Origin of the sequence: Arthrobacter sp. QXT-31, from assembly GCF_001969265.1 — a bacterium.
In the GTDB taxonomy this organism is placed as follows: Bacteria; Actinomycetota; Actinomycetes; order Actinomycetales; family Micrococcaceae; genus Arthrobacter.
Map to the genome: position 1 here is coordinate 362651 of NZ_CP019304.1, position 14908 is coordinate 377558.

A 14908-nucleotide genomic window follows, 5' to 3' on the forward strand; every position below is an offset into this window, starting at 1 on the left:
TCCCGAAGTGCACCCCAAAAAGGATCCACCAGCCCCATGGCACGCCGCCAAACCCGCACCCCCGTAGGGGAAACAGTCCAGGACTACACCGAAAACATCGTTGATATCGACGTGACTTCCGAGATGGAAGGCTCCTTCCTGGAGTACGCGTACTCGGTCATCTATTCCCGGGCCCTGCCCGACGCCCGGGACGGCCTGAAGCCTGTCCAGCGGCGCATCCTGTACATGATGAGCGACATGGGCCTCCGCCCGGACCGCGGCCACGTCAAGAGCGCGCGCGTGGTTGGCGAGGTCATGGGAAAGCTCCACCCGCACGGTGACACCGCCATCTACGACGCCATGGTGCGCATGGCGCAGGACTTTTCGCTCCGGCTTCCCCTGATCGACGGCCACGGAAACTTCGGCTCGCTCGACGACGGCCCGGCAGCACCGCGGTACACCGAGGCCCGGCTGGCGGCGGCGGCGCTCACCATGACGGACCACCTCGATGAGGACGTGGTGGACTTCGTCCCCAACTACGACAACCAGCTCACCCAGCCGGAGGTCCTGCCTGCGGCGTTCCCCAACCTGCTGGTCAACGGCACCACGGGCATCGCGGTGGGCATGGCCACGAACATGGCCCCGCACAACCTCGTGGAAGTCATTGCCGCCGCCCGGCACCTGATCGCCAACCCGGACGCGACGCTGGACGACATCATGCAGTTCGTCCCCGGCCCCGACCTGCCCACCGGCGGGCGCATCGTGGGCCTGGACGGCATCCGGGATGCCTACGCCACCGGCCGCGGCTCCTTCAAGACCCGCGCCAAGGTGGAGGTGGAGCAGCTCTCGGCCCGGCGGACCGGCCTGGTGGTCACCGAACTGCCGTACATGGTGGGTCCGGAAAAGGTGATCGAGAAGATCAAGGACGCCGTCAACGGCAAGAAGCTGGCCGGCATCAGCGACGTCGTGGACCTGACCGACCGCAAGCACGGCCTGCGGCTGGTCATCGAGCTGAAGAACGGCTTCAACCCCAACGCCGTTCTCCAGCAGCTCTACCGCTACTCGCCGATGGAGGATTCCTTCGGCATCAACAACGTCACCCTCGTGAACGGGCAGCCGCAGACCCTGGGCCTGCTGCAGCTGCTCACCGTCTACGTGGACCACCGCATCTCGGTGGTCCGGCGCCGGACGGTGTTCCGCCTGGGCAAGAAGAAGGACCGCCTCCACCTGGTGGAGGGCCTGCTCATCGCCATCGTGGACATCGACGAGGTCATCCAGATCATCCGGTCCTCGGACGAGGCCTCCGCGGCGCGTGAACGGCTGATGTCCATCTACGACCTCACCGAGATCCAGGCGAACTACATCCTCGAGCTCCGGCTCCGCCAGCTGACCAAGTACAGCAGGATCGAGCTGGAGAAGGAGCAGGACGAACTCCGCAAGGAGATCGCCGAGCTGGAGGCCATCCTCGAATCCGATCAGCTGCTGCGCGAGCTGGTCTCCGCCGAGCTCGGTGAGATCGCCGAGAAGTACGGCACGCCGCGGCGGACCGTACTCCTGGAGTCCGAGGCCGTGTCCCCCACGGTGGCCAGCGCAGGCGGTGAGCAGGGCAAGGCGGTCAAGGGCAAGCCTGCCCCCCTCGCCCTCGAGATCGCCGACAACCCGTGCTGGGCGATCCTCACCGCCTCCGGGCAGATCGCCCGGACCGCGAACCGGGACAGCCTGGCCGAGACCGGTCCTCGTTCAAAGCACGATGTGTTCCGCTCGGTGGTCAAGACGTCGGCCCGTGGCGAGATCGCCGCGGTCACCTCACAGGGACGCATGCTGCGGATCCAGGTGATGGACATGCCCGTCCTGCCGCCGGTCTCCGGCCTGCCCAACCTCGCCGGCGGCGTTCCCGCCAAGGACTTCATCACCCTCCTCAAGGGTGAATCGCTCGTGGCCTTTGCGCCGCTCGATGAGGTGCTGGCCCTTGGCACGGCGCAGGGAGTCGTGAAGCGGGTGCAGCCTGACTACCCGCTGAACCGCGAGGACTGGGAAGTGATCACGCTGAAGGACAAGGACAGCGTGGTTGGCGTGGCACCTGCGGGCGCTGACGATACGGACCTCGTCTTCCTGACCCGGCAGGCACAGCTGCTGCGGTTCACCGCCGCCAATGTCCGCCCGCAGGGCAGGACGGCCGGTGGCATGGCCGGCATCAAGCTCGCCGCCGGCGACCAGGTGGTGTTCTTCGGTGCCGTCGCCCCCGGCGACGAGGCCGCCGTCGTCGTTACCATTTCCGGCACGGAAGGTGCCCTGCCGGGCACCGCCCCCGGGGCCGCCAAGGTGACTGCCTTCGCCGAATACCCGGCCAAGGGGCGCGCCACCGCCGGGGTCCGGGCGCACCGGTTCCTGAAGGGCGAGGACACGCTGCTGCTGGCGTGGGCCGGCCACGGGCCGGCGAAGGCTTCATCGTCGGCCGGGGTGGCCCGCTCGCTGCCCCAGGAGCACGGCCGGCGCGACGGTTCGGGCATTCCGCTCTCGCAGGCGGTGGACGTGATCGGGCCGAGCATGGCCTGGCCGGAATCCGCTTAGACTGCTGCCATGCCTATCGTCCCGGATGAAAAGGACTGGACCTGGGTCCTGTCCCGCGCCTGCACGCAGTGCAGCTTCGACGCGTCCACCGTCACGCCGTCGACAGTTCCAGGCAGCGTCGAAAGCATGCTGCCGCGCTGGCGGGCAGTACTCCGGCGCCCGGACGCCGCAGAGCGCCCGGACGGCAACACCTGGTCCGCGCTGGAGTACGCCTGCCATGTCCGGGACGTGTTCAGCCTCTTCGACCGCCGCCTGAATCTGATGCTCACCGTGGACGATGCCCGCTTTGAGAACTGGGACCAGGACCAGACAGCGCTGGACAGCGATTACGCGCACGCGGACCCGGCTGTGGTGAGCGCCGAGCTCACCGCGGAGGGCGAGCAGGTGGCGGCCTCCTTCGCCCGCGTCGAGGAGTCCCAGTGGGGCAGGACAGGACTGCGCAGCAACGGTTCCGAGTTCACCGTCCTGACGCTCGCGCAGTATTTCCTGCACGACGTCGTCCATCACCTTGCGGATGTGGACGGCTGACCGCCGGTTCTGGCTAGAGCTGCGGCGCTAGAGGACCTTGTCCCAGGCAAGACTCGTGTTGACGGGGGCGTAGCCCATCTTGCGGTACAGCGCCATGGCGCCGGTCGGGTTGTCGGAGTCGACGTCCAGCGACGCCAGGTCCATGCCCGCTGCCGCGAAGCGCCGCATGGCGTCTGCGAGCAGGGCCTGGGCGATGCCGCGCCCGCGGAACTCCCGTCGGACGCCGAGCAGGTCCGTGTACCCTTCCGTGAAGCCGCGCGTCACGGCAGTCTCCGGGTCGTGGCTGGCCAGCTGGTACCCGACCACCTCGCCCGTGCTGCTCTCCCGCACCACGGCGCTGAGGTCGGGCCGGGCCAATGGATCGTTGACCACGAAACCCCATGATTCCTCGTCCCGTGGCTCGCTGCCCCAGTGGTCGGCAAACACCTGGTTGTGCGCCAGACGCAATGATTCACTCAGCCCGGGTTCCATGCGCACGAACTCCAGGCCGTCGGCCAGGGGTGCTTCGGGCAGCGGAGCCGACAGCGGACGGTGCATCTCGTTGTAGTAGCGGACCACCTCATACCCGGATTCCTCGAGGAGCGCGCACTGGTGCTGCTGCTTCTGCTCGATAAAAATCCGCAGCCGCGGTTGCGCAGGTGTGTCGCTGCCCTGGACGCTGCCATCCTCCGCGAAGCGCTGCCTGGTCCGGGCCTCCAGCCACCACAGCAGGGCTGATCCGACGCCGCGGCGCTGCCACTGCGGGTCCACGGCACAGAATCCGTTCGCTTTGTCCCCGTCCTGGTTCTTGGTGAGGCGGGCGTAGGCCCGGGAAACACCTTCAGAGTCGAAGCCCAGAACGGCGTTTTGCCCGATCGGGTTCTTCTTTGATTCCACAATCTGCTCAAGGTCCGCCCGCCGCTCGAACCAGACGGGCTGCTCGACCGCTGCGGTCCGGGCGATCAAGGCTGCCCAGGAGTCGAGGTCCCCTTCCGATACGGGCCGCCAGTGCAGATCGGGGAAGCCGACTGCCGGGGCGGCCGGGGCATGGTTGTGCGTCATGGGAACAGGCTAGCCGTCCGCGACAGTGGCAGGAAGCCGTAGGCTGGGGCAAAGACCGGGCACGTTTCCTACCGCGAAAGGCATTTGATGCTTATTCTCTTCGGTTTCAAGACGGTTCAGAAGCTGCTGCCGGGGCGCGCGGCCTCGTGCCGGTACTGTGGCGTGTTCGCCCATCAGCACCTGGAGGAGCGCGCCACTAAATTCACGCTGTTCTTCATTCCCGTCTTCACCACCTCCCGTTCCTACCGGATCACGTGCTCGAACTGCGGGGCCACGTCCATGGTCAATAGCCGCGAGAAGAGGGCGCTGGTGGGCTAGATCGGGGTGCGGGAACGAACCCGTCCACGCCGAGGGGCTCTTCCCTGGCTGTCCGTTCATGGTCAGAATGGGTGGGTTAGACCGGCTGTCCGGGTCCGACCGCGGCCTCGGCCATAGGGAAGGAAGCAGATGAGCGATCACCAGGAACATCCCCCGATCCCCACCCCGGGGAGCGCCCAGGGCCTTGACCGGAAGGTTGCCGACGGGTGCCCCGTCGCCCACGACAGCGTTACTTCACACGGCAGCGAGAGCGAGAATCCGGCCATCGACTCGCCCCAGCCCAAGGCGCACCGGCCGCGGAGCGTCATGGACTGGTGGCCGAACCAGCTCGACCTGTCCGTGCTCCACGCCAACCACCCGGCGGGCAACCCGCTCGGTCCCGGTTTCAGCTACCGCGAGGAGTTCCAGAAGCTCGACGTCGAGGCGCTCAAGCAGGACATCATCCAGGTCCTGACGACGTCCCAGGACTGGTGGCCCGCGGACTTCGGGCACTATGGCGGCCTGATGATCCGGCTGAGCTGGCACGCTGCAGGCACCTACCGGGTCCACGACGGCCGCGGCGGTGCGGGCGACGGCAGCCAGCGGTTCGCGCCGCTCAACAGCTGGCCGGACAACGCGAACCTCGACAAGGCCCGGCGGCTGCTGTGGCCGGTCAAGCAGAAGTACGGCCAAAAGCTATCCTGGGCCGACCTCCTGGTGCTCGCCGGCAACGTCGCCCTCGAATCGATGGGCTTCAAGACGTTCGGCTTCGCCTTCGGCCGTGAGGACGTGTGGGAGCCCGACGAGATCTTCTGGGGTCCGGAAGACACCTGGCTCGGTGATGAGCGCTACATCGGCGAGGGCAAGATGGCCGAAGATGCCGGTTCCACCGAGATGGGCCTGATCTACGTCAACCCCGAGGGACCCATGGGAAACCCGGATCCCAAGCTCGCGGCAGCGTTCATCCGCGAAACCTTCAAACGCATGGCCATGAATGACGAGGAAACCGTTGCCCTGATCGCCGGCGGCCACACGTTCGGCAAGACCCACGGCGCCAGTGACGCCGACGCCCACGTCGGTCCCGAACCGGAAGCCGCCGACCTCGAGGCTCAGGGCCTGGGCTGGCTGAGCAGCTACGGCAGCGGCAAGGGGCAGGACACGATCACGTCGGGCCTCGAGGTCACCTGGACGGACCGGCCCACGGAGTGGAGCAACCGCTTCTTCGAGATCCTGTTCGAGCACGAGTGGGAGCTCGTCAAGAGCCCGGCCGGCGCGCAGCAGTGGGTCGCCAAGGACGCCCCCAAGACCATCCCGGACGCCTACGACCCGGAAAAGAAGCACCGGCCGACGATGCTCACCACGGATCTGTCGCTGCGCTTCGACCCCGCCTATGAGCAGATCTCGCGGCGGTTCCTGGAGAACCCGGACGAGTTCGCACTCGCCTTCGCCAAGGCCTGGTACAAGCTGCTGCACCGCGACATGGGCCCCGTCGGCCCCCACCTCCTCGGCCCGTGGGTTCCCGAGCCGCAGCTCTGGCAGGACCCCGTCCCCGCGGCCGACCACGAACTGATCGGCGAGCAGGACATCGCGTCGCTGAAGGAAAAGCTCCTGGACTCAGGTCTGTCCGTCTCGCAGCTGGCCAGCACGGCCTGGGCCGCGGCATCCACGTTCCGCAAAACTGACAAGCGCGGCGGCGCCAACGGGGCACGCATCCGGCTGGAACCCCAGCGCGGCTGGGAGGTCAATGAGCCCGGGAAGCTCGCCGCTGCACTGGAGACCCTCGGGTCAGTGCAGGAGCAGTTCAACTCCGCCCAGTCCGGGGGCCGGAAGGTCTCGCTGGCGGACCTGATCGTCCTTGGCGGCTGCGCGGCCGTGGAGAAGGCGGCGCGGGACGCCGGTTTCGCCATCACCGTGCCGTTCCGGCCCGGCCGCACCGATGCTTCCCAGGACCAGACCGACGTCGAGTCGGTCCAGTACCTGCAGCCGCGGGCAGACGGGTTCCGTAACTACGTGCGCCCCGGCGAGAAACTCCAGCCGGAAACCCTCCTGCTGGACAAGGCGTACCTGCTGGACCTCTCCGCGCCGGAGATGACGGCGCTCATCGGTGGCCTGCGCGCGCTCGGCGCCAACGTCGGCGGCTCCGCCCACGGTGTCCTCACCGACAAGCCGCAGGTCCTGACGAACGACTTCTTCGTCAACCTGCTCTCCCCGGGCGTCCGGTGGAAGGTGTCGGAGGAGGAGAACGTCTACGAGATCACCGACGTTGCCACCGGAGATCTGAAGTGGACAGCCACACCGGTCGACCTGGTGTTCGGCTCCAACTCGCAGCTCCGGGCGCTGGCCGAGGTCTACGCGAGCGACGACGCCAAGGAGAAGTTCGTCAACGACTTCGTGGCGGCCTGGGTGAAGGTGATGGAGCTCGACCGCTTCGACCTGCGCTAACCCAGACCAACGACCCGGGCCGGCTGCAGTGAGCAGCCGGCCCGGGTCTTTCACCGGTTCCTACACTGGCTGGTTCTTACACCTGGCGCGCGGTTACACCGGCTGGCCGGACACCGCCATTTCTGATGCCGGCAGCCGGTACTCCGGGCGAAGATCGAGGAGTGCGTCGTCCGGGCTGATGTCCGCCGGGTTGTGGGTCACCAGCACCACCGTGCGCGACGCAAGCCCGGCACGCAGGTCCGCGATCAGCGCCCGGCCTGATTCGGCGTCGAGGTGCGCCGTGGGCTCGTCCAGCAGGATGACGTCGGCCTGCGTCATCAGGGTCCGTGCGACGGCCAACCGCTGCCGCTCGCCGCCGCTGAGGAACGCCCCGCCCGGTCCGATGCGGGTGTCCAGGCCGTCTTCCAGCCGCGCCAGCAGGGGCGCCAGGCCCACCGCCGACAACGCGTCCAGCATCGCCTGCTCGGTCTCTGCCGCAGACGCCGCACCGGACTCCTGCCGCGGGCTGCCGAGCAGCAGGTTGCCGCGGACGGTGGAGTCGAAGAGGTGCGCCTCCTGCGGGCACCACGCTGCGGTGCCGGTCACCGCAATGCGGCCTTCGCGGGCCGGGAGAAAGCCGAGGATGACTGCCAGCAGCGTGGATTTGCCGGCGCCCGACGGGCCGGTCACCGCCAGCCAGCGGCCGGGTTCAGCGACGGCGGACAGACCGTTGAAGACATTTCCGCCCCCAGGCCAGGCCGCTGCCAGTCCATCCAGCTCCACGCCCGGCTGGCTGAGCCTCCGGGGCGGTGGCGCGGCAGGTCCGCCTGTTTCCAGGCCGGTGGCGCCGGCCCGGCCGGCTGTGTCTGCCCGCGCAGCTTCCGGGACGCCGAGGACGCCGGACTCACCGATGCGGCGCAGGACCGCACGCAGTGCCGGGAACTGCCGTACCGCCGTCGTCATGGCCCCAAAGGGTTCGGCGAGCGCCAGCTGCAGCAGGACAACGACGCCGACTGTGGTCGCCGGAAGGGGCCCGGCCAGAACCTCCGGCGCTGCCAGCGCCGCGCTGTAGAGGGCGCCCGCGCCGCAGGCGGCAACGGTGAGCGCCTGGCCGAGGCCCTCCGCCCAGGCCGAACGGCGTGCCGCACCGGTGGCTTTCCGGTCCAGCACACGGATGCCGTCCAGAACGGGCTGCTTGGCACCGTTGGCATGCAGTTCCGCCCGGGCATCCAAAGCGGCAGCGACCCGCCGGAGGACACCGGAGCGCAGCCGCTGCTCGGCCCTGGCCGACATCCGGTCCGCGAGCAGCGCCGCCGCGGGCGCGGCCACCAGGCTCACCAGTGCCGCGGCGAGCACCGCCGGCAGGGCCGCGGGAAGCAGCCAGCCCACGGTGCCCACGGCGGCTGCCGCCACCGCCACGGCCGTGACCGGAGGCAGCACTACCCGCGGGAGCAGGTCCCGGACGGTGTCGACATCCTCGATGACAGCACCCAGCACGTTGCCGCCCTGCAGCAGCCGGCGCAGGGACAGCGCCCGCTGGCTGAGGGATGCCCAGAGGCTGCCGCGCAGCTTCGTCAGGGAGGCAAACACGGCTTCGTGCAGGAGGAGCCGCTCGCAGTAGCGCAGCACGGCCCGGCCGATGCCGAAGAAGCGGACCCCCACGATCGCGGTCAGGAGGTACATGATGGGCGGCTGCTCGCTGGCGCGCAGGATGAGCCAGCCGGACAGTCCGGAAAGCGCGACGGCGAAAAGGGCGGCCAGGGCACCGACGAGTCCGGAGGCAGCGAACCGTCCACGAACCGGCGCGAGCAGCCGGACGAGCATCCCAACCGTGTGGCCGGTACTGTACCCGGCTTCCGGGGCCGGGACGACGGCCTCTGAGGTGCCGGCCGTTGCGGTGGCGGCTGCCCGGGTAGCGCCCGCGCCGCCAACAGCCGGGGCGCCAACAATCTCGCCTCCCACAACCGGGGCGTCGGGAGCGGCGGCACCGGTGGAAGCGTGACCGGGCGCCCGGATGCCACTGGCAGCAACTCCGCTTCCGGACAGCGGGACGATGTGGTCGGCGAGTTCCCTCGTCTGCCGGTCATGGGCCACCAGGATGACGGTGGCGCGGCCTCGCAGCGCACGAATCGCGTCATGGACACGGTTGGCTGACTCCCGGTCAAGGTGGGCGGTGGGCTCATCGAGCAGCAAGACCGAGGCACCCGCCTCGATGCGGGCCAGGCCGCGGGCAAGGGCGACGCGGCGCAGCTCGCCCGGGCTCAGCTCGGCCGGGTGCTTGTCCGCCAGGTGGTCCGCCGCTGCTGCCGCCAGGCAGCGCAGCACTCCCCCGCCGTCGCTGTCCCCGGTAGTCGAGGCGGTGCCGGCGGCCAGGTACAGCAGCACCTCCCCGCGCACGGTGTCCGCCACCATCACCGGATGCTGCGGCACCCAGGCCACGTCGTCCGCCGAAAAACCTTCAACAGTTCCGGACACAGCAGTACCGCCGCCGCTTCCGACCGTTCCCGCCAGGACGCCCAGCACCGTGCTCTTGCCGGCCCCGCTGGGACCGTCCAGCGAAGTGACGAGTCCGGCAGGCGCCGAAAAGCTGAGGGGCCCGACGGCGGGACCCTGCCTTCCCGGATAGCTGACCGTCAGCTCCCGGACAGTCACGCCAACGCCCTCCCCACCGTCTGCCCGCATCCCCGGCACGAGCCGCCTGGGCTCCGGTGCTTCCAGCACCGCTGTTGTTTCGGCAAGGGCGGCCCGGCCGTCGTCGCTCGCGTGGTGAGCAGTTCCCAGCTCACGGAGCGGAAGGTAGCAGTCGGGGGCGAGAATGAGCGCCAGCAGTCCTGCCTCCAGCGCCATGTCCCCGTGGACGAGCCGGACACCAATGAACACCGCCACCACCGCAACGGAGATTGTGGCAATGAGTTCCAGGGCGAGCGCCGAAAGGAACGCCGTCCGCAGGGTGCCCATGGTCCGCGACCGGTAGTCCTCGGAAATGTCCTCCAGCGCGCGGCGCTGGGCTGAGGCCCGGCCGAGCCCCACCAGCACCGGCAGCCCCTTGGCGAGTTCGAGCATGTGCCCGGACAGCCGGGAGAGGGCAGCCTGGGCATCCCGCACCTTGTCCTCGGTGTAGCGTCCGATCAGCACCATGAACACCGGGACGAGCGGCACCGTCAGCACGATCACCACGGCACTGACCCAGTCGGCGAAGAGGATCCGGGCACCGAGGAGCAGCGGGATCGCTGCACAGTTCACCAGCGCCGGAAGGTACTGCGTGTAGTAGCTGTCGAGGGCGTCCAGGCCCCGCGTGGCAAGCACCGCCAGGCCGCCGTCGGACGGTCCTGCGGTCCGGACGCCGTTGCGCAGTGCCGTCTCCAGGAGCTGCGTGCGCAGCTCTTCCTTGACGCCCAGCGCAGCCCGCCGGGCTGCCACGCCCTGCGCCCAGACCGTGACGGAGCGCAGAACCACGCCGGCCGCGCCCCAGCCTAGCTGTATTGACCTGAGAGGTTGGTGACGCGGCTGACCGGTGTCTGACCTTTGAGGGCGGTGTGGGCTCGGTGGTGATTGTAGGCATGGAGCCAGTCGGGGAAAGCGGCGACACGCTCGGCCTCTGAGCGGTACGGGCGGATGTAGGCCCATTCCTCGAGCATGGTCCGGTTGAAGCGTTCGACCTTGCCGTTGGTTTGTGGCCGGTAGGGGCGGGTGCGTTTGTGCTTGATGTCCGGGCCCAGGGCTTCAGCGAAAGCGCGGGACCGGTAGCAGTTCCCGTTATCGGTCAGGACGCGCTGGACGGTGATTCCGTGGGCGTTGAACCAGGCATTGGCCCGGGACCAGAAGGCTGCTGCTGTTTCCTTTTTCTCGTCGGTGAGGATCTCGCTGTAGGCAAGACGTGAGTGGTCATCGACGGCGTTGTGGAGGTAGTGATAGCCGGGCCGGCGGTTGGCCGTGGTGCCGGTCTTGTTCTTCCACCCGGCGGTCCTGCCCAGGACCCGGTGTCCGCCGCCATTGGGGATACGGCCGAGCTTTTTGATGTCGACGTGGACCAGGTCCCCGGGCTTGTCGTGTTCGTAGCGGCGGATCACCCTGCCGGTGCCGCGATCGAGCCAGGCCAGTTTCGCGAGCCGGTAGCGGGACAGCACACGATGGACGGTGGAGGGGTGGATGCCCAGCAGATAACCGATCCTGGCAGGGCCCCACCGGCGGTTCACACGGAGGGCGATGATCCGCCGCTCGGTACGCGTGGCAGTCCGCCGAGGCGAAGAGTGCGGGCGGCTGGAGCGGTCCTCCATTGCTTCCGGTCCATGCTCGCGGTAGCGCTCAGCCCAGCGCGCAGCGGTCGGGACCGAGACCTGGAACCGTTCCGCGGCCCGGCGCAGACTCCAACATTGGTCAACGACACACTGCGCGAGCTGCAGCCGGCCACGGGGCGTCAGAAGAGCGTTAGGGTGGGACATGAAGACCTCCGTGCGTGGAATTGGACTCTAGACAAGCCCCACTCCACCCGGAGGTCTTCTTCATGTCACCGAACCACGCCGAGCGTCACTAACGTCCGTGGTCAATACACCTAGCTGGGCCGCCCACGCGGTGTCCTGCGTCATGAGGCCGGCGAGGACGGACGCGACGGCCTGGCCCATGAGCACCAGGGCCAGAGCCTTCAGCGCGGCCAGCAGGCCCAGGCCGTAGAGGGCGCGGCGGGTGGAGGGGCCGGAGGGGAACTGCGGTTTCACGGCGGGTCAGTCTTTCCTGATGAGTGCTTTCGCGGCGATCGCGGGCAGGAAGCTGTGCGCCTCCGGGATGTGGGCGGCGCTGACGCGGCGCCGGAACACCCAGTACGTCCACGCCTGGTAGGCGATCACCAGCGGCAGCCCGACGCACGCCACGATGCTCATCAGGCCGAGGGTGTAGTCAGAGGATGATGCGTTGGCGATGGTGAGGTTGAAGGCGGGGTCGATTGTTGAGGGCAGGACCACCGGGAACACGGCACCGAAGATGGACGCCGATCCGCCCAGCAGGAACACACCGGTAGCCAGGAACGCCCGGCCTTCGTTTCCCTTCCGGGCCTGGGCCCAGGCCACGCCCGCTGCCACCACAGCCACAGCGAGGACAACCAGGGTCCACGCTTCACCGGTGAGGACCTGCACCCCGACGGCCCAGCCCGCCATCGGGAGGAGCAGCACGGGAAGCAGCCGCACAAACCACTGCCGCGCGCGGTGCCTGACTTCGCCGTCGGTCTTCAGAGCCAGGAACGCCAGGGCGTGCAGCAGCGCGAAGGCGGCCACCGCCAGGCCTCCCAGCACGGCGTACCAGCTGAACCACGCGAACGGTCCGCCGTCGCGGTCGCCGTTGGCGTCCAGCGGCAGTCCGGTGGTGGTCAGGCCGAGGGCGGCCCCCACGCCGAAGGCTGCAACAAAGGATCCGACGGCGATCGCCCAGTCCCAGGTGTTCCGCCAGCGGTCCGTGTCCACCTTCCCGCGGTACTCGAAGGCAACCGCGCGGAAGATCAGCGCGACGAGGACCAGCAGCAGCGGCAGGTACAGGGCAGAGAACAGCGAGGCGTACCAGAACGGGAAGGCCGCGAACGTGGCACCGCCTGCGGTCAGGAGCCAGACTTCGTTTCCGTCCCAGACCGGGCCGATGGTGTTCAGGAGCACGCGGCGTTCGGTGTTGTTGCGGGCAAAAATCTTCATCAGCATCCCGACGCCCAGGTCGAAGCCCTCCAGGAAGAGGTAGCCCGTCCACAGGACGGCGATGGCAATGAACCAGATGGTTGGCAGCAGTTCCATGCTTTGTATCCTCGGTCTCAGTAGGCTCGGGTCTTAGTAGGCGAAGGCCAGGACGTCGTCGGAGGTTCCGGGTTTTCCCGGTCCGCCGCCGCGGGGCGTGGCGTCCTCGTTCTCGTCGACCGGCGCGTGCACCAGTTCGGGCATGGCCGAGACGACGCCGCCCCGGACGTACTTCACGAGGAGCTTCACTTCCACCACCAGGAGCACTGCGTAAATCAGGGTGAGGACGACGAGGGAGGTCAGGATCTCACCAGCGGATACCCCGGGCGAAACGGCTGCGGCGGTGAACATGAAGACCGGGTCGATGCCGTTGAGGTCGGGGTTGGGGGCCACGACGAAGGGCTGCCGGCCCATTTCCGTGAAGATCCAGCCTGCGGCGTTGGCACCGAAGGGGGCCAGGATTCCGAACACGGCCAGCCGCATCAGCCAGCGGGACTCGGGCACGGTCCCCTTGCGGACCAGCCAGAGTGCCACGAGGGCGGCGAGGGCAGCGAGGCCGCCGAATCCGATCATGGCGCGGAAGCCCCAGTAGGTGACCTCCATGACGGGGACATACTGAATCTCCTGGCCGGCGCGGTCACCGTAGATGGGGTTGTCCGGCAGATGGGTGCCGTAGTTTGCCTTGTACTCGTCGATCAGGCTGTTGACGCCCTTGACCTCGGTGGTGAAGTCGCCCTTGGCGAGGTAGGACAGGATCCCGGGGATCTCGATCACGGCCTTGATGTCATCGCAGTTGCGTGCGCCGAGGTTGCCCACGCTCAGGACCGAGAAGCCCGTTCCGTCGTGGCAAGCTGCTTCAGCGGCGGCCATCTTCATGGGCTGCTGCTCGAACATCAGCTTGCCCTGAAGGTCGCCGGTGAGGGCGGTTCCGGCGAAGGAGATCATGGCGACGACGGCGCCGATCCGGAGGGATTTGAGCCAGACAGTCTGGTCGGCACGGTCCCGGCCGGGGATCTCTGCGGAGCCGACAATGACCTTTCCGTCTGCGCCGATGCTATCGATGCCGTCGCGGCGCCGGCGCCAGAGGTGGTACCAGGCGATGCCCAGCAGGAATCCGCCGGCGACGGCAAGGGCGCCGAAGAGGGTGTGCGGGACGGCCACCAGGGCGGTGTTGTTGGTGAAGACGGCCCAGGCGTCGGTCATGACCGGCCGGCCGTCGATCATCGTGACGCCGACAGGGTGCTGCATCCAGCTGTTGGCCACGATGATGAAGTACGCGGAGAAGAAGGAGCCGACCACGGCGATCCAGAGGCATGCCAGGTGCACGCCCTTCTTCAGCTGCTTCCAGCCGAAGATCCACAGGCCCAGGAAGGTGGACTCCACGAAGAACGCCAGCAGGGCCTCGAGGGCCAGCGGGGCGCCGAAGACGTCGCCCACGAAGCGGCTGTATTCACTCCACGCCATGCCGAACTGGAACTCCTGCACGATGCCGGTGGCCACACCCATGATGAAGTTGATGAGGAAGAGCTTTCCCCAGAACTTGGTCATCCGGAGGTAGGCCGGGTTTCCCGTGCGGTACCAGACCGTCTGCATGACGGCGACGACCAGCCCCAGGCCGATGGTCAGCGGCACCATCATGAAGTGGTAGACGGTGGTGATTCCGAATTGCCAGCGTGCGATTTCCAAGGCGTCCAAGGCGGTCCCTACTTACTGTTGGGTCGAGCTCTCCAGCACTGTTTTCTACAAAATGTAGAACTTCAACTTCTACAAAGTGTAGAACACGGGTCGAACACTGCAAAACACGGTGGCACGTCTGCCGGAGGAAGGCAATGGCCGGCGACGCGCCGAGCGTTCTACCTCATGTAGAAACGAAGCGCCAAACGCGATAGATTTGAAGTTGCAGTATTGGAATCACAGCACGGGCCGGTCAGCCGGCCGGTGCCAGTGCGTTGTCAAAAGGATGGACAGATGGCAAGTCTTGGCGAACTGGAACGGGCAGTCATGGACCTGCTCTGGGCTGGCCACGAAGCGGCCACGGCCAACACGCTGCGGGACATGCTCGCGCAGAGCACGGCGGCGCAGGGTGGAGCGGCAGGGCACGAGGGCAAGGACCTTGCGGTGACCACCGTCCTGACGGTCCTTTCGCGCCTCGAAAAGAAGGGCCTTGTGGAACGCGAACGCGGTACCCGGCCGCACCGCTACCAGGCTGTATCCAGCCGTGAAGACCATACCGCCGAACTCATGCACGAAGTGCTGGGATCCGCCCCTGACCGCGAGGCCGTGCTGGCCCGGTTCATCGGTTCGGTGACGGAAAGTGAAGCCGAGACGCTGCGCAAACTGCTTGGTCACAGCTAGCAACT

Annotated in this window: 11 protein-coding genes; 5 read left to right on the plus strand and 6 right to left on the minus strand. The window is 67.9% G+C overall.

All coding sequences use genetic code 11. From position 1 onward, the window contains the following. Positions 1-36: 36 nt before the first annotated feature. Together BWQ92_RS01820 and BWQ92_RS01825 are read left to right on the plus strand one after the other, a co-directional pair. A complete protein-coding gene (locus BWQ92_RS01820; protein WP_076797969.1) occupies positions 37-2550 on the plus strand; it encodes a DNA gyrase/topoisomerase IV subunit A in 2514 nt (837 codons plus the stop codon). Positions 2551-2559: 9 nt separating this feature from the next. Beyond that, a complete protein-coding gene (locus tag BWQ92_RS01825; RefSeq protein ID WP_076797970.1) occupies positions 2560-3078 on the plus strand; it encodes a DinB family protein in 519 nt (172 codons plus the stop codon). Positions 3079-3105: 27 nt separating this feature from the next. Here BWQ92_RS01825 and BWQ92_RS01830 read toward each other — a convergent pair whose 3' ends face one another. After that, entirely contained in the window at positions 3106-4119 is a 1014-nt protein-coding gene (locus BWQ92_RS01830) for a GNAT family N-acetyltransferase (RefSeq protein WP_076797971.1), read from the minus strand. An 87-nt stretch (positions 4120-4206) separates the two neighbouring features. Between BWQ92_RS01830 and BWQ92_RS01835 the strand changes: the two genes are divergently transcribed. Both BWQ92_RS01835 and katG read left to right on the plus strand, forming a co-directional pair. Next, positions 4207-4437, plus strand: coding sequence for a zinc-ribbon domain-containing protein (locus tag BWQ92_RS01835; protein WP_076797972.1), 231 nt, complete (start codon positions 4207-4209; stop codon positions 4435-4437). A 129-nt stretch (positions 4438-4566) separates the two neighbouring features. Next, positions 4567-6858 carry a catalase/peroxidase HPI gene (katG, locus tag BWQ92_RS01840; RefSeq protein WP_076797973.1) on the plus strand — a complete coding sequence of 764 codons (2292 nt, stop codon included), beginning with the start codon at positions 4567-4569 and terminating at the stop codon, positions 6856-6858. Positions 6859-6951: 93 nt separating this feature from the next. On the opposite strand, the gene cydD is transcribed toward katG, so the two are convergent. Genes cydD through BWQ92_RS01865 form a run of 5 tightly spaced genes read right to left on the minus strand, consistent with a single transcriptional unit; the run spans position 6952 to position 14243 of the window. Continuing rightward, the gene (gene cydD / locus BWQ92_RS01845; protein WP_083706420.1) at positions 6952-10407 is read right to left on the minus strand and encodes a thiol reductant ABC exporter subunit CydD; all 3456 of its coding nucleotides are present in this window, start codon (positions 10405-10407) and stop codon (positions 6952-6954) included. After that, positions 10311-11279: an IS481 family transposase gene (locus BWQ92_RS01850; protein ID WP_076797945.1), complete on the minus strand. Its 969-nt coding sequence runs from the start codon at positions 11277-11279 to the stop codon at positions 10311-10313. The genes cydD and BWQ92_RS01850 overlap by 97 nt, the downstream gene beginning before the upstream one ends. Positions 11280-11339: 60 nt before the next feature. Further along, complete coding sequence (locus BWQ92_RS01855; RefSeq protein ID WP_076797974.1) at positions 11340-11552, minus strand: hypothetical protein; 213 nt, start codon at positions 11550-11552, stop codon at positions 11340-11342. A gap of 6 nt (positions 11553-11558) precedes the next feature. Then, the gene (gene cydB / locus BWQ92_RS01860) at positions 11559-12608 is read right to left on the minus strand and encodes a cytochrome d ubiquinol oxidase subunit II (protein ID WP_076797975.1); all 1050 of its coding nucleotides are present in this window, start codon (positions 12606-12608) and stop codon (positions 11559-11561) included. Between the two features lie 33 nt (positions 12609-12641). Further along, on the minus strand, positions 12642-14243 hold the full coding sequence (locus BWQ92_RS01865; protein WP_076797976.1) for a cytochrome ubiquinol oxidase subunit I: 1602 nt from the start codon (positions 14241-14243) through the stop codon (positions 12642-12644). A 273-nt stretch (positions 14244-14516) separates the two neighbouring features. Between BWQ92_RS01865 and BWQ92_RS01870 the strand changes: the two genes are divergently transcribed. Continuing rightward, on the plus strand, positions 14517-14903 hold the full coding sequence (locus BWQ92_RS01870) for a BlaI/MecI/CopY family transcriptional regulator (RefSeq protein ID WP_076797977.1): 387 nt from the start codon (positions 14517-14519) through the stop codon (positions 14901-14903). Positions 14904-14908: the final 5 nt, after the last annotated feature.

Bases quoted from the DNA above. Each gene is read 5' to 3' on its own strand.
- katG (WP_076797973.1), top strand. From the start codon at position 4,567: ATGAGCGATCACCAGGAACATCCCCCGATCCCCACCCCGGGGAGCGCC.
- BWQ92_RS01825 (WP_076797970.1), top strand. From the start codon at position 2,560: ATGCCTATCGTCCCGGATGAAAAGGACTGGACCTGGGTCCTGTCCCGC.
- cydB (WP_076797975.1), bottom strand. From the start codon at position 12,608: ATGGAACTGCTGCCAACCATCTGGTTCATTGCCATCGCCGTCCTGTGG.
- BWQ92_RS01830 (WP_076797971.1), bottom strand. From the start codon at position 4,119: ATGACGCACAACCATGCCCCGGCCGCCCCGGCAGTCGGCTTCCCCGAT.
- BWQ92_RS01850 (WP_076797945.1), bottom strand. From the start codon at position 11,279: ATGTCCCACCCTAACGCTCTTCTGACGCCCCGTGGCCGGCTGCAGCTC.
- BWQ92_RS01870 (WP_076797977.1), top strand. From the start codon at position 14,517: ATGGCAAGTCTTGGCGAACTGGAACGGGCAGTCATGGACCTGCTCTGG.
- BWQ92_RS01820 (WP_076797969.1), top strand. From the start codon at position 37: ATGGCACGCCGCCAAACCCGCACCCCCGTAGGGGAAACAGTCCAGGAC.
- BWQ92_RS01835 (WP_076797972.1), top strand. From the start codon at position 4,207: ATGCTTATTCTCTTCGGTTTCAAGACGGTTCAGAAGCTGCTGCCGGGG.